This window comes from Pseudomonas fluorescens NCIMB 11764, from assembly GCF_000293885.2.
In the GTDB taxonomy this organism is placed as follows: Bacteria; Pseudomonadota; Gammaproteobacteria; order Pseudomonadales; family Pseudomonadaceae; genus Aquipseudomonas; species Aquipseudomonas fluorescens_B.
Genome location: NZ_CP010945.1, coordinates 3,079,055 through 3,096,700, shown reverse-complemented (window position 1 = coordinate 3,096,700; position 17,646 = coordinate 3,079,055). Strand labels below are relative to the sequence as shown.

The window sequence follows — 17,646 nt, the reverse complement described above, 5'->3', positions numbered from 1 at the left end:
AGATCAGCATGCACAAGCCCCCGTTCGTTCTCGTCATCGCCCTGGCCGGAGGGCTCGCCGCCTGCGGTGAAACCTCCAGCCTGCAAGTCTCCGACGGCACCGGCCCGTCACCCAAATTGCCAGAACCGAACAAAACCCTGATCCCGACGGTGAACATCGCCCCGGCAATCGGCTGGCCGGACGGTGCGAAACCCACCACCGCAGCGGGCACCCAGGTGGCGGCGTTCGCCGAAGATCTCGATCATCCGCGCTGGCTGTACGTGCTGCCGAACGGTGACGTGCTCGTCGCCGAAACCAACGCGCCGCCCAAACCCGACGATGGCAAAGGCGTTAAAGGCTGGGTCATGAAGAAAGTCATGGGCCGCGCCGGTGCCGGTGTACCGAGCCCGAACCGCATTACGCTGTTACGGGACAAGGACCATGACGGCATCGCCGAAACCCGTACGGTGTTTCTGGAAAACCTCAATTCGCCCTTCGGCATGACCTTGGTTGGCAATGACCTGTATGTCGCCGACACGGATCGCTTGCTGCGCTTCCACTATGAGAATGGCGACACGGCCATCAAGTCGCAGCCGATCAAAGTGGTTGATCTGCCGGGCGGCACACTGAATCACCACTGGACCAAAAACGTCATTGCCAGCAAGGACGGCAGCAAGCTGTACGTCACGGTGGGTTCCAACAGCAATGTCGCCGAAAACGGCATGGACCAGGAAGAAGGTCGCGCGGCGATCTGGGAAGTGGATCGCGCCACCGGCAATCACCGGATCTTCGCCTCGGGGATTCGCAATCCAAATGGCCTGGCCTGGGAGCCGCAGACCGGCGCACTGTGGACGGCCGTCAACGAGCGGGATGAAATCGGCAGCGACCTGGTGCCGGACTACATCACTTCAGTGAAGGACGGCGGATTCTACGGCTGGCCTTACAGCTATTACGGCCAGCACGTCGACATTCGCGTCGAACCGCAAAATCCGGACCTGGTCGCCAAGGCCATCGCGCCGGACTACGCGGTCGGCCCGCACACCGCATCGCTGGGCCTGACGTTCGCTGAAGGCAACTCGCTGCCAGCGCAATTCAAGGAAGGCGCATTCATTGGGCAGCACGGTTCGTGGAACCGTAAACCGCACAGTGGCTACAAAGTGATTTTCGTACCGTTCAGTGCCGGCAAGCCGATTGGGCAACCGATTGATGTACTCACGGGCTTCCTCAATGACGAAGAGAAAGCCATGGGTCGGCCGGTGGGTGTGGTGATCGATCAGCAGGGTAGCTTGCTGGTGGCGGATGATGTGGGGAACAAAGTGTGGCGGGTTTCTGCGGCGAAGTAGCTGCCACACTCAAGACCTGTGGGAGCAAGCCTGCTAGCGATGGGGTCAGCACATCCGACATTGATGTACCTGGCGCACCGCTATCGCGAGCAGGCTCGCTCCCACAGGGGACCGCGTTTAGCGCTTGCGGCAAAGCGTCAATCCATCGCCCAACGGCAACAGCGACAGATCCACACGAGAATCATCCTTCAAGGCGAGATTAAGCGCCTGGATGGCTCGGGTGTCTTCGCTCTCGGGATTCTGCTCCAGCACCCGCCCGCTCCACAGGGTGTTATCGAACACTGCCAGGCCTCCAACGCGCAGCAGTCGCAGCGCGTGCTCCAGGTAGGCCGGATAGTTGGCCTTGTCGGCATCAATGAACATCAAATCGAATTGTCCGGGCTGATCCAACTGAGCCAGGGTTTCCAGCGCAGGCGCCAGGCGCAGGTCAATTCGTTCGGCGAGCCCTGCTTCCTGCCAGTAACGGCGCGCCGTGGCGTTGTAGTCACCAGGCATGTCACAGCAGATCAGTGAACCGCCATCCGGCAACGCCGCCGCCATGCACAACGCGCTGTAACCGGTGAAGGTGCCGACTTCCAGCAGGCGCCTGGCGCCGGTGAGTTTCACCAGCAATGCGAGGAATTGCCCCTGCTCCGGCGCCACCTGCCAGCGCGCCATCGGCAGGGCCTGGGTTTCATCGCGCAAACGCTTGAGCAGCGGCGTTTCCCTCAGGGAAACGTCGAGCAGGTATTGATACAGGGAATCATCGAGATTGAGCGTGCGAGCGGTCATGACGACCTCTGCGAATCAAGGGTTACGCGCCAGATGCTCAGGTTGCAGGACACGCTTGGCGCTGAGGTAGGCTTTCTGCCAATAAGCTTTGGACAAGCTGTCGAGTTTGACCGTGCCGCCCGTGGCTGGCGCATGGACGAAGCGGCCTTCACCGACGTAGATCCCGGCGTGGCTGACCTGAGAGCCGCCATTGGTGGCGAAGAAAATCAGGTCGCCGGTTTGCAGGCCTTCCTTGCCGACACTGGCCGCTTGCATGCTGATCATCTCGCGGGTGGTGCGCGGCAGCGAGATGCCGGTGACGTCACGGTAGACATAACCGATCAGGCCGCTGCAATCGAACCCGGAATCCGGCGTGTTGCCGCCCCAGCGATAAGGCGTGCCCACCAGACCCAACGCGCGAAACAGCACGTCTTCGGCCTCAGGGGAAAAGGGTTGGGGTGACCCGAAAACAATCGGCGCACGAACCACCGGCGCAGGTGGCGGTGTACGGCTGGCGCAGGCGCTGAGCAGCGCTGCGAAGAACATGAGTGCGAGGCGGGCCGACATCGTCATAAGCAGAACATCCTGATCTGGCTGCGGCTTTTTTCTGCCGACAGGGCAGAAAAGAAAACCGCCTGCGCAGGACGCAGGCGGTTTGCCATCAATAATAGATCAGGATTCTAGCGGCTATGCGGCAAACTTCAAGTAAGACTTTAAGTTCGCCTTACAAACTATCCGCCTACTCTGTTGCAGAGAGGCTTTTTGTCGCCACTGACGTGGCGACAGGATCAAGCATTACTTGCGTGCCGTGACCACGGTCGGGGCCATCGCGAGTGCGCGCTTGGCTTCGATGAAGGTCTTGCTCCAGTAGCTGTCGCCCAGGCTATCGACCCGGACCCCACCGCTTTTGCGGCTGCTGGAGTGGATGAACTGGTTGTCACCGAGGTAGATCCCGGCGTGACTGACACGACCGCGGCGGCCATTGGTGGCGAAGAACAGCAGATCGCCCGGCTTGAGCGCACTGCGAGCAACCAGCGGCGCGTCCACGTTGATCATTTCGCGAGTTGAGCGCGGCAGGTTCATGCCGGCCTCTTCCCGGAACAGGTAACCGATGAAACCGCTGCAATCAAAACCCGCCTCGGAGGTGCCGCCGAAACGGTAACGGGTACCGATCAGGGACATGCCACGCTCAAGGATGCTGTCGGCGAGCACCGGAAGCTGGTACGACTTGCCGTCGGCGAAGTCAGCCAGCTCTTTATCGGTGGCCAGCTCTTCCTGGAAAAGAACGGAAGAGGATTGCGCAGTAACTGAATTTTTTACCTGCTGTTGAGGCGCTTGCTCCGACACTGGAGAGTGGGCAGCGCAACCGAACAACAGGGTGACGAGTGCGAGAGGCACGAGGGGTGCAAAGCGATTTAGCATGGGCACGACCGTGGCTGATAGTTGTAAAGAAGCCGAGACTATGCCCGCTATCATCCTCATTTGCAAATTCAATCGAACTTTATGTGACTTTCCGGTTTCGCGTTTCCATCTAAGCGCTTAAGCCCCATTTAGACGCTTGCGCGGCCTACACCCTGTAGGAACGCGAACTTTTTGGCGCCTGAAATATGCCAAAAGCCTTGTAGGACTTGGGCTTTACCAGCCCAGCGTCTCTTTGAGAAACGGAATGGTCAGCTTGCGCTGAGCTTGAAGGGAGGCCTGATCGAGACGCTCAAGCAGCTCGAACAGCGCACTCATGCTGCGAGTGCCACGGGTCAAGATAAAATGTCCGACTTCGTCGGTCAGGTGCAATCCGCGACGGGACGCACGCAGTTGCAGGGCGCGCAATTTGTCTTCGTCGGACAGCGGTCGCATCTGGAAGATCAGCGCCAGCGTGAGTCGGGATTTCAGGTCCGCCAGCTTCACCGGCAGTTCACGCGGTGACGTCGATGCGGCAATCAGCAGGCGCCGACCGCTGTCACGCAGGCGATTGAACAGATGGAACAACGCCTCTTCCCAGTCCGCCTTGCCGGCCACCGCCTGCAGATCATCCAGGCAGACCAGTTCGTACTGTTCGAGGTTGTCGAGAATTTCGATGCCGCGATCCATCAACTCGGCCAGTGGCAGATACACCGCCGTCTCACCCATCTGTTCGAAGCGCAAGCAGGCCGCCTGCAACAAATGCGTGCGCCCTACCCCGTGCTTGCCCCAGAGATAAATCAGGCTTTCGGTCCAGCCGGCGTCGGCTTCGCACAGCCGCTCGACATAGCCGAGTGCAGCGGCATTGGCGCCTGGGTAGTAATTGATAAAGGTAGCGTCATCACGCAGACGCACACCTAGGGGCAGCTGAATCGGTTTCATGCTGACTGAACAGTTCCAAAGGAACCGTTAGTGGCCTCTGTGTAAAGTTTGCGAAGTTTATACCCGTGAAGCTGACCGCACAATGCGACAGACCATAAGCAAAATCAAAGGTTTGCGTTATCGCACTGGTTTCATGAGCGTTTCTTTGGCGGCGCATGTGACAGCCGCCCATGGGACAGAGGCCAGCCTGGCACTGAACCAGGCTGCCCGCGACGCGTCATCGAAGACCTCTAGAGCTCAGGTTCGTCGACGCCACCGTAGATATCCGAATCTTTATACAAATCATGCACATGGCGCACAAGAACCATAATCACCGCCGCCACCGGGAGCGCCAGCAGCACGCCGGTAAAACCGAACAGCTCACCACCGGCCAGGATCGCAAAGATAACCGCCACCGGGTGCAGACCGATCCGGTCGCCCACCAGCAACGGTGTGAGCACCATGCCCTCCAGCGCCTGGCCAACCATGAACACCGCGACGATGCCAACCATGGGGTACAAGTCGCCACCGAACTGGAACAGGCCGGCAATCAGCGCCGCACCTATCCCGATGACAAACCCCATGTACGGCACAATCGCCGCCAGGCCGGCGATCATCCCGATCAGCAGCCCCAGCTCGAGCCCTACCAGCATCAGGCCCGCCGAATAGATCACGCCCAGCGCCACCATCACCAGCAATTGCCCGCGCACGAACGCGCCGAGCACTTCATGGCATTCGCCCGCCAGGATCACCACGCGCTCCTCCCGGTCACGAGGCAACAGGCTGCGGATCTTGGCCATCATCAGGTCCCAGTCCCGCAACAGATAAAAGCTCACCACCGGGATCAGCACCAGATTGGCCAGCCATCCGATCAATGCAAGGCCCGATGCAGTCGCCTGACTCAGCACCACGCCGACGATGTCGGTGGTCTGGCCCATGTGTTCGCTGATCGCCGCCTTGAGCTTGTCGAACTTCCAGAAACCATCCGACAACCCGAACTTCGATTGCGCCCATGGCAATGCGGTGTGCTGCAACCAGTCGAGCATCTGCGGCGCCAGTTCATACAAGCGAAACAACTGCTTGGCGAGCATCGGCACCAGCACCAGCAACAAGGTGGTGAAGATCAAGGTGAACAGCGCGAACACCGCCACTACGCCCCAGGTCCGGGACAGACCGGCCTTTTCCAGCCGATCCACCAGCGGGTCGAACAAATAGGCCAACAGCAGCGCCACCAGAAACGGCGTGAGAATCGGATGCAACAGCCAGATAAACGCGCAGAGCAGAACCACCCCACCCAACCAGAACCAACGCCGCGTATCGGCCATGTACCACTCCATATGCATCTATATAAAGAAAGAAAACCTTACCAACGGAAACGCAACTGCGGCACCGGTGCGGGCGGTGGCGCGACAGCAGGCGCCGAACCCTGGGCCACCGGCTGAACAGGCACGCTCGGTGCCGGGGCCTCACCCGCCGGAACCTCTTGCAACTTCGCCAGCGACAACTGCGACCGCAACTGTTCGGCGCTGCCATTGACCCGGTAGAGAGCCCGGTCAGCGTCAACACTCTGCAGGCGCGCGCCAAACGGCTCCAGCAAACGCCCAAGTGTCGCGTAACGCTCCAGGTTCATGCCCTGCACTTCCAGCAACTGCTCGCCCGAACTGCCGGGCTTGACCACAAAGCGGGGCGCCAGGCGCTGACTGACCGCGAGCAGTACCGCATCGGCGACCGCGGCCTGATCCGCGCCCTGCACGCTGCCCGCTTCCTTCTGATCGCCCAGCCACAAATGCCATTTGGCCTGCCACTGACCACCCTCTTCACGGGCATGCACGGCCAGCAAGGCGTCAGCATTGTAGCGATCCGATGCGCCGCGCAACGGCGTCGCATCGGTGCCTTCAAGATTCGGCGCGGTGGCGACCAGTTGCTCGCTCAGGTCCGCCAGTGGCAGGCGCAGCGGCAGACCACGGTGTTGTGCCGCGCGACGCAGTGGCGCCGCACTGGCCTGGCCATCACCCACCAGGCTCGAACCTTCGGTTGAGTCGTTCAGCCACCACGTCAGGATCGATGGCCGGTTCGCGCCCCACAGCGACAGCCCGGCACGGCGCAACGCCTGCTCGGTGCTGGCCGGGTCGAAATCCACCTTCAGCACTTCCGGCGGACCGGCTTCGAAACCGTACTGGCTGATGATCTGCTGCGGGTCCTTGCGAATGGCCGCCAACCCCGGACTTTGCCCGGCCTTGGGATCGCCGGTCAGGCGCAACACCAGCGTGTCGAGCGCGCGCTGGGTGGCTTGATCACGCTCTTCTGGCGCCTGACTGGTGACAGGCTCGCGCACCTGATAAAGGCTTTTGACGGTTTCGGCATGACTCGCCAGGCTGGCCAGAGACAAACAGCCCACAAACAATGATCTGAAAAAACGCATGGAAGATTCCTGACGACAAGGGCGGCTGGAACTGACCGCATGAAGACAATCGAGCAAGGCTGTGACCATCGCCCGACGTAAAACATTCACGCGTCCCGGTTAAGTTTTTCGCACTGCCATAACGATAGACGGTTAATCGCGATACCTTATACAGCCAAGCGGGAGGCGACCAACACGGGCAATCGTGGTTTTTTTGTATCGATATGCCCCTGCTGTCGGCCTGAGGATGGCCGCTGCCCCTCAAGCCTGATAAAATCGCGCGCCTTCGCAGACCGGCAACAGCCGGGCACCCTGAAATTCGCGCAAGGCACATGCCCTTCGTTTGTTTCGGCGGTCCCACTGGACTCGGTCGTTACCCCTGAATCCCCCCTAAAGGCCTGGATCATGAGCAAGCAACCCTCCCTGAGCTACAAGGACGCCGGTGTAGACATCGACGCCGGTGAAGCATTGGTCGAACGCATCAAGAGCGTCGCCAAGCGCACTGCGCGCCCGGAAGTCATGGGCGGCCTGGGCGGTTTCGGCGCCCTCTGCGAAATCCCGGCCGGCTACAAGCAGCCTGTGCTGGTTTCCGGCACTGACGGCGTCGGCACCAAGCTGCGTCTGGCGCTGAACCTGAACAAGCACGACAGCATCGGCATCGACCTGGTGGCCATGTGCGTGAATGACCTGGTGGTCTGCGGCGCCGAGCCGCTGTTCTTCCTCGACTACTACGCCACCGGCAAACTCAACGTTGAAACCGCGACCCAGGTCGTGACCGGTATCGGCGCAGGCTGCGAACTGTCCGGTTGCTCCCTGGTGGGCGGCGAAACCGCTGAAATGCCGGGCATGTACGAAGGCGAAGACTACGACCTGGCCGGCTTCTGCGTCGGCGTCGTGGAAAAATCCGAAATCATCGACGGTTCGAAAGTCGCTGCCGGCGATGCCCTGCTCGCCCTGCCGTCTTCCGGCCCGCACTCCAACGGCTACTCGCTGATCCGCAAGATCATCGAAGTGTCCGGTGCCGACATCGAAAACATCCAGCTCGACGGCAAGCCGCTGACCGACCTGCTGATGGCCCCGACCCGCATCTACGTGAAGCCGCTGTTGAAGCTGATCAAGGACACCGGCGCCGTCAAAGCCATGGCCCACATCACGGGCGGCGGCCTGCTGGACAACATCCCGCGCGTGCTGCCAAAAGGCGCTCAAGCGGTGGTTGACGTTGCAAGCTGGACTCGCCCTGCCGTGTTCGACTGGCTGCAAGAGAAAGGCAACGTCGACGAAAACGAAATGCACCGCGTGCTGAACTGCGGCGTTGGCATGGTGATCTGCGTGGCTCAAGAGCACGTTGAAACCGCGCTGAACGTACTGCGTGAAGCGGGCGAGCAGCCTTGGGTCATCGGCCAGATCGCCACCGCTGCCGAAGGCGCGGCCCAGGTTGAACTGAAGAACCTCAAGGCTCATTGATGTCTCAGACCTGTGATGTGGTGGTGCTGTTGTCCGGCACCGGCAGTAACTTGCAGGCCCTGATCGACAGCACGCGGACCGGCGACAGCCCGGTCCGCATCGCCGCGGTGATTTCCAACCGCGCCGACGCCTACGGCCTGCAACGTGCCAGGGATGCGGGCATCGACACCCGCTCACTGGATCACAAGGCGTTCGAAGGCCGCGAAGCCTTCGATGCCGCGCTGATCGAACTGATCGACGCCTTCAATCCCAAACTCGTGGTCCTGGCCGGTTTCATGCGCATCCTCAGCGCTGACTTCGTGCGCCACTACGCGGGACGCCTGCTCAACATCCATCCCTCGCTGCTACCCAAATACAAAGGGTTACACACTCATCAGCGCGCGCTGGAGGCCGGCGACACTGAACACGGCTGTTCCGTGCACTTTGTCACCGAGGAACTCGATGGCGGACCACTGGTCGTACAGGCAGTAATACCGGTAGAGTTGCATGATTCGCCGCAGAGTCTGGCGCAGCGAGTTCACACCCAGGAACACCTGATCTACCCGATGGCCGTACGCTGGTTTGCCGAAGGTCGTTTATCTCTCGGTGAACAAGGTGCTTTACTGGATGGCAAGTTACTCGCGGCCAGCGGCCACTTGATTCGAACCTAGGAGATTTTATGCGTCGCGCCCTGCTCTTCGCTTGCGCTCTGCTTGCCCTGCCTTTCGCGCAGGCCACAGAACTTCAACCCTTCTCCGCCAGCTACACCGCCGACTGGAAGCAGCTTCCAATGAGCGGCACTGCCGAGCGCAGCCTGACCAAGGAAGCCAACGGCGTCTGGAAGCTCAGCTTCAAGGCCTCGATGATGATCGCCAGCCTGACCGAAGAAAGCACCCTGACCCTGGACAAGGACACCCTGCTGCCACAGTCCTACCACTTTGAACGCGGGGGCCTGGGTAAAGCCAAAAAGGCCGACCTGGATTTCGACTGGACCACCAAAAAGGTCACCGGCACCGATCGTGGTGACGCCGTCAACATTCCGCTCAACCGCGGCATGGTCGACAAATCCACCTATCAGCTGGCCCTGCAACACGACGTGGCCGCTGGCAAGAAAAGCATGAGCTATCAGGTGGTCGATGATGGTGAAGTCGATACCTATGACTTCCGCGTGCTGGGTTCGGAAAAAGTCGACACCAAGGCTGGCCAGATCGACGCGATCAAGGTCGAGCGCGTGCGCGATCCGACACAAAGCAAGCGCATCACCGTGCTGTGGTTCGCCAAGGACTGGGATTACCTGCTGGTCCGCCTGCAACAGGTCGAAACCGACGGCAAGGAGTACAACATCATGCTCCTCGACGGCAAGGTCAACGGCAAGGCTGTCAAAGGCAGCTGATCCGGATCGACACAAGAAGCCTCGCTAATGCGGGGCTTTTTTTCGCCTGACGCAAAGTAACCTGTGGCGAGGGAGCTTGCTCCCGCTGGGTTGCGAAGCGACCCCAAAAAAAGGGACGGCTACACAGTCCTGCGGGAGCGAGCTCCCTCGCCACAGGGAATTGCAATTGCTTCAAACAAGAAAGTGGAACGCGTATCAGGAGGAATGCTCTATACCTTCAAGGTCTTTTTTGATCGAATGACTTTTCCTACTGCCGAGGTTTCCCATGACAGTCACCGTCAATACCGTTTCCGCCGAAGGTTATCGTCACAGCGTACAAATCGATGACCACGAACTCTTTGCCGATGTGCCGACTTCCGCCGGCGGTGAAGGCTCGGCACCCGAGCCACATGATTACTTCGACGCAGCGCTCGGCGCGTGCAAGGCCCTGACCCTGAAGCTGTATGCGAAGAAAAAAGACATTCCGCTGACGGGTGTTGGTGTCGAGGTCAAACGCGACAACAGCGAAGAACAGAAAGGCAAATATGTCTTGCACGTCAAACTGACCCTCAAAGGTGTGCTCACCGACGCGCAACGTGACGAACTGCACCGCGTGGCTGACCGTTGCCCTGTGCACAAGCTGATGACCACTACTGAAGTCAGCATCGAAACCCATCTGTCCGAAGGCGCGTTCAGCCAATAGCGGCAAGGGCCGGGCAAGCGGGTTATGCTCCACGCGTCACCCGCTCAGCCTGGAATGCACCATGAACACTCTCCTCGTGATCCGCCCCCGCGCCGAAGATGTTGAAGGCCAGCCGATTCTTCGTCCGCTACCGTCAGCCAAATGCCGCAGCGTCGGGCCTTTTGTGTTTTTCGACCATATGCTCGAAACCCGTTATCCGGCGGGCAAAGGCATGAACATCCGTCAGCATCCGCACATTGGTCTATCGACCCTCACCTACTTGTTCGAAGGAAAAATCCAGCACAAGGACAGCCTCGGTTCCGATCAGGTGGTAGAGGCCGGAGACGTCAGCTGGATGACCGCCGGCAGCGCGATTGCCCACGTCGAGCGCACGCCCCAGGCATTGAAGGACAGCGGATTCACGATGCACGGCTTGCAGATCTGGCTGGCATCGCCAAAGGAACATGAGCAGGGACCGGGACACTACAGCCACCATCCGGCGGCCACACTGCCGGTCAGCGACAACCTCGGGGTGAAGATCCGGATGATCGCCGGGGCAGGCTTCTGCCTGGAATCGCCGGTGCCGGTGCTTTCTCCTACGCTGTACGCGGAACTGAACCTGCAGACAGCGACCACGCTGCTGATTCCCACCGAGCATGAAGAACGGGCGCTGTACGTGTTGAGCGGCGAATTACAGCTCGATGGCGAGCTGATAGAACCCCATGCGCTGGTGGTGCTGCCTGCGGGAGAAGAGATGACGTTGTTCGCCGAGAGCGACTGTCATGCGGTGCTGTTGGGTGGTGCGCCGCTGGATGGGCCACGAAGGATCAACTGGAATTTTGTGGCAAGCGATCCGGCGGCTATCGATGAAGCCCGTCGGCGCTGGGCAGCCGGGGATTGGCCGACGGTGCCCGGGGAAGTTGAGCGGATCGAACTGCCCCCCGCCCGCTAAAGCCCAGGGATAAAAAAACCCGCCGAAGCGGGTTTTTTTGTACAACGCCGTTAAACCGACAGTTCAACCAGCAGCTTGTTGAGGCGGCGCACATACGCGGCCGGGTCTTTCAAGCTGTCGCCGGCCGCCAGGGCCGCCTGATCGAAGAGAATGTGCGACAGGTCGCCGAAGCGCTCGTCGCTCTGCTCGTTGTCGAGTTTCTCGATCAGCGGGTGGGCCGGGTTGAACTCGAAGATCGGCTTCGAATCCGGAACCTTCTGACCACTGGCTTCGAGGATCTGGCGCATCTGCAGGCCCAGGTCCTGTTCGCCGATAGCCAGAATCGCCGGAGAGTCGGTCAGACGGTGGGAAACCCGCACTTCAGCAACCGAATCACCCAGTGCAGTTTTCAGACGCTCGACCAGACCCTCTTTGGACTTGGCGACTTCTTCCGCGGCCTTCTTGTCCTCTTCCGAGTCCAGGTTGCCCAGGTCCAGGTCACCGCGCGCCACGTCAACGAAGCTCTTGCCGTCGAAATCGCTGAGGTAGCTCATCAGCCACTCGTCAATACGATCGGTCAACAGCAGCACTTCGATGCCTTTCTTGCGGAAGACTTCCAGGTGCGGGCTGTTTTTGACTTGCGCGTAAGTTTCGCCAGTCAGGTAGTAAATCTTGTCCTGACCTTCCTTGGCGCGAGCCAGGTACTCGGCCAGACCCACGACCTGCTCCCCTTCTTCACCCTGAGTGGACGCGAAACGCAGCAAGCCGGCGATTTTCTCTTTGTTGGCGAAGTCTTCTGCCGGGCCTTCTTTCATGACCTGACCGAAATTTTTCCAGAAGCCCTTGTATTGCTCAGGCTCGTTTTTCGCCAGTTTTTCCAGCATGTCCAGAACACGCTTGGTCAGCGCCGACTTCATGGAATCGATGATCGGGTCTTTCTGCAGGATTTCCCGCGACACGTTCAGCGACAGGTCATTGGAATCGACCACGCCTTTGATGAAGCGCAGGTACAGCGGCAGGAACGACTCGGCTTGATCCATCACGAACACACGCTGCACATACAGCTTCAGGCCTTTCGGCGCTTCACGCTGGTACAGGTCGAACGGAGCACGGGTCGGAACATAAAGCAGCGAGCTGTACTCGAGCTTGCCTTCGACCTTGTTGTGGCTCCAGCTCAGCGGGTTTTCGAAGTCATGAGCGATGTGCTTGTAGAACTCCTGATATTCCTCGTCCTTGATCTCGGTGCGAGGACGGGTCCACAGGGCGCTGGCGCGGTTGACGGTTTCCCACTCAACGGCTGGCTTCTCTTCACCCTCGGCGGCGGCCACTTCTTTCGGCAACTCGATCGGCAAAGCGATGTGGTCGGAGTACTTCTTGATGATGTTGCGCAGGCGCCAGCCATCGGCGAACTCGTCTTCACCGGACTTCAGGTGCAGCACGATGCGAGTGCCGCGCTCGGCTTTCTCGACGGTGGCCACTTCAAAATCGCCTTCGCCCTTCGACGACCAGTGCACGCCTTCGCTGGCGGCAGCACCGGCACGACGGCTGAACACGTCAACTTTGTCGGCGACGATGAATGCGGAGTAGAAACCCACGCCAAATTGACCGATCAGGTGCGAATCTTTTTTCTGATCGCCAGACAGGTGTTTCATGAAATCGGCGGTGCCGGATTTGGCAATCGTGCCCAGGTGGGTGATCGCATCTTCACGGCTCATGCCGATACCGTTGTCTTCGAGGGTGACGGTTTTAGCGTCCTTGTCGAAGCTCACACGGATTTTCAGTTCGGCGCCACCTTCCAGCAACTCAGGCTTGGACAGGGCTTCGAAACGTAATTTGTCGACAGCGTCAGAGGCGTTCGAGATCAATTCGCGAAGGAAGATTTCCTTGTTGGAATACAGCGAATGGATCATGAGGTGCAGCAGTTGCTTCACCTCGGTCTGGAAGCCCAGGGTTTCCTTTTGAGTTTCCACACTCATGGTCATCAAACTCCAATCAGATGGCAGTGGCCGCGACCTTCAGGGTCGGCGGCGGGTTGTCATCAAAGTTGGGGGCTCGGATCAGGATTTCAAGGGCTCATCGATTTTGAAGTGGGCACGGGCGGTGGCAATTGGCTCGGCTTCGGTGCTTTGCCAGGCGGTTACCGCCACGTTTGCGACACGTCGGCCCTGACGACACACCTGGCATCTGGCCCAGGTGTCGCGAAACTGCCCCGTGCGCAGGTAGTCGAGGGAAAAGTCGATGATCTTCGGCACGCCCGGCGAACCGGTGAGAATCAGCAGGTGCAGCGCGGCGGACAGCTCCATGAACCCGGCAATCACACCACCATGAATTGCCGGCAGCAAAGGGTTACCAATGTTGTCCTTGTTCGCCGGGAGGCGAAACAGCAGGTCATCCCCGACCCGCGAGCATTCGACACCGATCAGTTTGGCGTAGGGAATCAGGTGTAGCAGCGCGGCGTAGTCGCCCTGCTCATGGGCCTGTTGCAGTTGTTCCTTGAAGTTGTCGATCATTTCGCCCCTCCGGCGATGGCGCCACCGAAGCCTTTGGTGCCTTTGACGCCCTTGCCCATGCGCATGAACGTGCCCACCACATGGGCGATAGGCTGTTCGGGATCATCCTGATAGGCAAAACCACGGGCGAAGATCACGTCCGTGGTGACCCGATAGCACTGGGCAAAGCCATACACATCCTTGTGCGGCTCGGCCGCGTGCATGTAGTCGATGCGCAGATCGAGGGTCGGGCAGACTTCGAACTCGGGCAACACGCAAAGGGTGGACATGCCACACGCGGTGTCCATCAAGGTCGTCAGCGCACCGCCGTGGATCACGCCGGTTTGCGGGTTACCGATGATTTGCGGGCTGTACGGCAGAATCACGGTAAGCCCGCCACTGCTGACGCTGTGAACTCGCAGCCCGAGTACCTGACAGTGTCGCAATGCCGATAAAAATCGCGTCGCACGCTCAAAAACGGGGTTTTCGGCCATTTGATAAAAACTCTTCTTAGTATTCCGACACCGCACTAGGCGGATTCGGTAAAAGTTCCCGTGGGAATTATCTTATATATCTGAACGAATTGAGGAACTTAACCCTGTTGGCTGTGCTCGAAAGGCCAAGTAGATATTTTCCATAAGGAGAAACACCCCATGCGTAAGACTTTAGCTATTGCCTTGATGTTGACCGCTTCCCTCGGTCTCGCAGCCTGCGATAAAAAATCCGAGGACAAAGCTCAAGAAGCCAACGAACATGCTGAGCAGGCTCAGCAAGACATGAACAAAGCTCAGGATAAAGTGAACGACGCAGCGAAAGAAAACGCCGAAGCCGCCAAAGCTCAGGCTGAATCGAACGAAGCCGCTGTGAAAGAAGCACCTAAAAACTAAATCAGTTTTTAGCGTGATAAAGAAGACCCGCCAAGTGCGGGTTTTCTTTTGCCTGTCATTTGCCCTGCTAGAGCAAAATAGTTCTAAAAGTCGGACTAATCATCAGTAGCAACGAACACACTAGCCCGACAACCCACACCAGACTTCGTTGCCAGGCGAGATCGCCCCAATAGCACAGTAAGTAAATGACTCGCGTGATCACAAAGATGATTGCCAGCGAGTCAATCAGCCATCCCGCCGTCTGCGTGGTGTGCGCCATCAACACCCCCACCGCGAACAATATGAAGGCTTCGAAGCAGTTCTGATGGGCCGCTACCGCGCGGGCACCGAAGCCGGTGAGTTGGGCCTGCTGCTGGCGAGGCAGGTGATTGTTGTAACCACCCTGATCTTTCATGGCCTTGGCCACCGGCATGCGGGCCACGTAAATCAGCAAGGCGCTGATCAACACACACCAGAACGGAATACTCATCAAGCAGCCTCTTTGTTCGCTTCAGGCAAGGGCGCCTCTGTAGGGGTATAGACCATCACGTCGAGAACGTCGGAATGAAACTCCCGGCGATAGAGCACCAGCACTACGCCGGCACTCATCAACATGAACAACCAGGGGCTGACGAACCAGGCCAGCATGGTCATGCCGAAGTAATAGGAGCGCAGGCCGAAGTTGAACTGGTTGGCGGCCATCGAGATGACACGCGCCGCCCGGGCCGCAAACGCTTTACGCTCCTGCTCCGAGACATGGCGCTCGCCGACCATGGGTGCCGAACCGATCAGAATGGCCGCGAAGTTGTATTGGCGCATGCACCAGCTGAACGTAAAGAACGCATACACAAACACCAGCGCCAGGCACAGCAACTTGATCTCGGACATCCCCTGGGAGGCCTGCTGCACCATCGGGATATCCGCCAGCAACGACACGGCCCGTTCCGACGCGCCCAGCACGGTGAGAATGCCAGCCAGGATAATCAGCGTGCTCGAGGCGAAGAACGAAGCGTTGCGTTCCAGGTTGCCGACCACGCTGGCGTCGGCGATACGGTTGTCGCGCAGCAGCATGCGGCGCATCCAGTCTTCGCGGTACAGGTGCAGCACACTGGCCAGGCACGCGGTGTCGCGGCCCTTCCATGTCGCATAGCGGGTATAGCCGCCCCAACAGATGACAAACCAGGCGGCGGCGAGAATGTGGATCAGGTTGGCGTGGATGAACGACATGCAGGTCCTTGTGATGTGTTTGCGGAGGTTCCCGCAGGGGATTTGCAGTGTTTCGACGTTAGCTCACAAAAAAAGGCACTGCATCACGCGCATAAAAAATGCCCCGTATCGATTGATACGGGGCATTTCTGTTATAGCTCAAGACCCGCTTGTGGCGGGCATGAAGCGACTTAAGCCAAGGCTTCTTCGCGTTTACCCAGCAGGCGGTCGCATACCACTGCAACCACCAGCGTCATGACCGATGGCACCAGCCACGCCAGGCCTTGCTCGCTCAGCGGCAAGTGAGCCAGTTGCGTCGGCATCCAGTCCGCCAGACCCGCGCCCTTGAGCGCGTCGATCAGACCGAAGATGAACGACACCAGCATCACCGGACCGACGATGCGCCCCTGTTCATGCCAGAAGTCCTTGCAGAAGCTCAGGGCGACCAGCGCGATGCACGGCGGGTAGATCGCGGTGAGTACCGGGATCGAGAACGCGATCAGCTTGGTGAGGCCCAGATTGGACACAAACAGGGAAAACACGGCCAGGATAATGACCAATGTTTTGTAGGACAGCGGCAGCACACGGCTGAAGTATTCGGCGCAGGCGCAGGTCAGACCGACCGCCGTGACCAGGCAGGCCAGCGAGATCAGCACCGCAAGGAAACCGCTGCCCAACGAACCAAAAGTGTGTTGAACGTAAGCGTGCAATACCGCCGCGCCGTTGGTCGCGCCGGCAGCCACTTCATGGCTGCCCGAACCGAGACGGAACAGGCTGACATAAACCAGCGCCAGACCGACGCCGGCGATCAGCCCGGCAATGATCGCGTAGCGGGTGATCAACACCGGCGATTCGACGCCGCGGGAGCGGATGGCGTTGACGATGACAATGCCGAACACCAGCGCACCGAGGGTATCCATGGTCAGGTAACCATTGATGAAGCCCTGGGAGAACGGTGCTGCGACATACTCAGGCGTCGCCACGCCGATATCACCGGCAGGCAAAGCAAACGCGGCAATGCCGAGAACCGCCAGGGCGATGATCTTCAGCGGTGCGAGAAACCGTCCAACGGTATCCAGCAAGCGGCCCGGGTAGAGCGAGATGAAGAACACCAGCAGGAAGTACACCGAGCTATAGAGGAACAGCGCCAGCGGGCTTTCGCCGGTCAGCGGCGCCAGGCCCACTTCGAACGATACGGTCGCAGTGCGCGGCGTCGCGAACAGCGGACCAACCGCGAGGTAGCATGCAGCGGCCAGCAAGCCGCCAGCGACTTTGCCGATGGGACTGCTCAAGGCATCCATGGCGCCGCCGACCTTGGCCAGGGCCACGACGGTAATCACCGGCAGACCGACCGCGGTGATCAGAAAGCCCAGCGCCGCCATCCAGACATGAGGCCCGGACTGCAAACCGACGATAGGCGGGAAGATGATGTTGCCAGCCCCGACGAACAGGGCAAACGTCATAAAACCAAGTGCCAGGATGTCCTGGCCTTTCAACACTTTCATTAAGGAAATACCACACTACTGAATCGGAATTTAGAGAGGGATTTCCCTTTATGGGTGAGGGAAATGCTGTCGGTCCGCATAGGACTGACCCTTTAGCGCGAAGCAACCTTGTGGGTCGCGGACGCAAAATGGCGGCTAGCCTAACGAACTTGAGCTAAAAACGCACTGTTAGAGGGCGAACATTCCGATCTGCGACACTTCCGTGTCGCGTTTACATATCTAATTTACCTGCACAGAACCCTGGGCGAGGGCGCTTGTTCCCGCTCGGCTGCGCAGCAGCCGTAAAACCATGAAATGCGGCGCACCCGACATGCCTCGGTTGCGTGATTTGGGGGCCGCTTCGCAGCCCAGCGGGAGCAA

19 protein-coding genes are annotated in these 17,646 nt (G+C 59.4%); 7 read left to right on the top strand and 12 right to left on the bottom strand.

The genetic code is table 11. The features are described from left to right. Window positions 1-8 precede the first annotated feature (8 nt). Window positions 9-1,322 carry a PQQ-dependent sugar dehydrogenase gene (locus B723_RS14265; protein WP_017337264.1) on the top strand — a complete coding sequence of 438 codons (1,314 nt, stop codon included), beginning with the start codon at window positions 9-11 and terminating at the stop codon, window positions 1,320-1,322. 117 nt (window positions 1,323-1,439) lie between these two features. Here the strand turns inward: B723_RS14265 and B723_RS14260 are convergent, their stop codons facing one another. The 6 genes from B723_RS14260 to B723_RS14235 all read right to left on the bottom strand — a co-directional run bounded on the left by B723_RS14260 (window position 1,440) and on the right by B723_RS14235 (window position 6,813). Next, window positions 1,440-2,093 carry an O-methyltransferase gene (locus B723_RS14260; RefSeq protein ID WP_017337263.1) on the bottom strand — a complete coding sequence of 218 codons (654 nt, stop codon included), beginning with the start codon at window positions 2,091-2,093 and terminating at the stop codon, window positions 1,440-1,442. A gap of 15 nt (window positions 2,094-2,108) precedes the next feature. Then, the gene (locus tag B723_RS14255) at window positions 2,109-2,645 is read right to left on the bottom strand and encodes a C40 family peptidase (protein WP_017337262.1); all 537 of its coding nucleotides are present in this window, start codon (window positions 2,643-2,645) and stop codon (window positions 2,109-2,111) included. 222 nt (window positions 2,646-2,867) lie between these two features. Continuing rightward, window positions 2,868-3,494 carry a C40 family peptidase gene (locus B723_RS14250; RefSeq protein WP_017337261.1) on the bottom strand — a complete coding sequence of 209 codons (627 nt, stop codon included), beginning with the start codon at window positions 3,492-3,494 and terminating at the stop codon, window positions 2,868-2,870. A 213-nt stretch (window positions 3,495-3,707) separates the two neighbouring features. Next, window positions 3,708-4,412, bottom strand: a complete 705-nt coding sequence (gene hda, locus B723_RS14245) for a DnaA regulatory inactivator Hda (RefSeq protein ID WP_017337260.1) — start codon at window positions 4,410-4,412, stop codon at window positions 3,708-3,710. Window positions 4,413-4,642: 230 nt separating this feature from the next. Then, on the bottom strand, window positions 4,643-5,716 hold the full coding sequence (locus tag B723_RS14240) for an AI-2E family transporter (RefSeq protein ID WP_017337259.1): 1,074 nt from the start codon (window positions 5,714-5,716) through the stop codon (window positions 4,643-4,645). A 38-nt stretch (window positions 5,717-5,754) separates the two neighbouring features. Next, a complete protein-coding gene (locus B723_RS14235) occupies window positions 5,755-6,813 on the bottom strand; it encodes a DUF2066 domain-containing protein (protein WP_017337258.1) in 1,059 nt (352 codons plus the stop codon). A 384-nt stretch (window positions 6,814-7,197) separates the two neighbouring features. On the opposite strand from B723_RS14235, the gene purM reads away from it, so the two are divergent. From purM to B723_RS14210, 5 genes are all read left to right on the top strand, one after another. After that, the gene (gene purM / locus B723_RS14230) at window positions 7,198-8,256 is read left to right on the top strand and encodes a phosphoribosylformylglycinamidine cyclo-ligase (RefSeq protein ID WP_010456810.1); all 1,059 of its coding nucleotides are present in this window, start codon (window positions 7,198-7,200) and stop codon (window positions 8,254-8,256) included. Next, window positions 8,256-8,906, top strand: coding sequence for a phosphoribosylglycinamide formyltransferase (gene purN / locus B723_RS14225; protein WP_017337257.1), 651 nt, complete (start codon window positions 8,256-8,258; stop codon window positions 8,904-8,906). The genes purM and purN overlap by 1 nt, the downstream gene beginning before the upstream one ends. A gap of 8 nt (window positions 8,907-8,914) precedes the next feature. After that, window positions 8,915-9,628, top strand: a complete 714-nt coding sequence (locus B723_RS14220; RefSeq protein WP_017337256.1) for a DUF3108 domain-containing protein — start codon at window positions 8,915-8,917, stop codon at window positions 9,626-9,628. Between the two features lie 265 nt (window positions 9,629-9,893). After that, window positions 9,894-10,310 (top strand): OsmC family protein, encoded by a 417-nt coding sequence (locus B723_RS14215; RefSeq protein ID WP_017337255.1) that lies wholly within the window; start codon window positions 9,894-9,896, stop codon window positions 10,308-10,310. Window positions 10,311-10,371: 61 nt separating this feature from the next. Next, complete coding sequence (locus B723_RS14210) at window positions 10,372-11,241, top strand: pirin family protein (RefSeq protein WP_017337254.1); 870 nt, start codon at window positions 10,372-10,374, stop codon at window positions 11,239-11,241. 50 nt (window positions 11,242-11,291) lie between these two features. On the opposite strand, the gene htpG is transcribed toward B723_RS14210, so the two are convergent. From htpG to B723_RS14195, 3 genes are all read right to left on the bottom strand, one after another. Continuing rightward, window positions 11,292-13,196, bottom strand: a complete 1,905-nt coding sequence (gene htpG, locus B723_RS14205; RefSeq protein ID WP_031318553.1) for a molecular chaperone HtpG — start codon at window positions 13,194-13,196, stop codon at window positions 11,292-11,294. Window positions 13,197-13,277: 81 nt separating this feature from the next. Continuing rightward, the gene (locus B723_RS14200) at window positions 13,278-13,730 is read right to left on the bottom strand and encodes a PaaI family thioesterase (protein WP_017337252.1); all 453 of its coding nucleotides are present in this window, start codon (window positions 13,728-13,730) and stop codon (window positions 13,278-13,280) included. Further along, window positions 13,727-14,203, bottom strand: a complete 477-nt coding sequence (locus B723_RS14195) for a PaaI family thioesterase (protein WP_017337251.1) — start codon at window positions 14,201-14,203, stop codon at window positions 13,727-13,729. Before B723_RS14195 ends, B723_RS14200 begins: the two co-directional genes overlap by 4 nt. A gap of 159 nt (window positions 14,204-14,362) precedes the next feature. On the opposite strand from B723_RS14195, the gene B723_RS14190 reads away from it, so the two are divergent. Continuing rightward, on the top strand, window positions 14,363-14,596 hold the full coding sequence (locus B723_RS14190; protein WP_017337250.1) for a hypothetical protein: 234 nt from the start codon (window positions 14,363-14,365) through the stop codon (window positions 14,594-14,596). Window positions 14,597-14,663: 67 nt separating this feature from the next. Here the strand turns inward: B723_RS14190 and B723_RS14185 are convergent, their stop codons facing one another. From B723_RS14185 to brnQ, 3 genes are all read right to left on the bottom strand, one after another. Continuing rightward, window positions 14,664-15,065 (bottom strand): MAPEG family protein, encoded by a 402-nt coding sequence (locus B723_RS14185; RefSeq protein WP_017337249.1) that lies wholly within the window; start codon window positions 15,063-15,065, stop codon window positions 14,664-14,666. Next, on the bottom strand, window positions 15,065-15,802 hold the full coding sequence (locus B723_RS14180; protein ID WP_017337248.1) for a DUF599 domain-containing protein: 738 nt from the start codon (window positions 15,800-15,802) through the stop codon (window positions 15,065-15,067). The genes B723_RS14185 and B723_RS14180 overlap by 1 nt, the downstream gene beginning before the upstream one ends. 170 nt (window positions 15,803-15,972) lie before the next feature. Further along, window positions 15,973-17,286: a branched-chain amino acid transport system II carrier protein gene (brnQ, locus tag B723_RS14175; protein WP_017337247.1), complete on the bottom strand. Its 1,314-nt coding sequence runs from the start codon at window positions 17,284-17,286 to the stop codon at window positions 15,973-15,975. Between the last annotated feature and the right edge of the window lie 360 nt (window positions 17,287-17,646).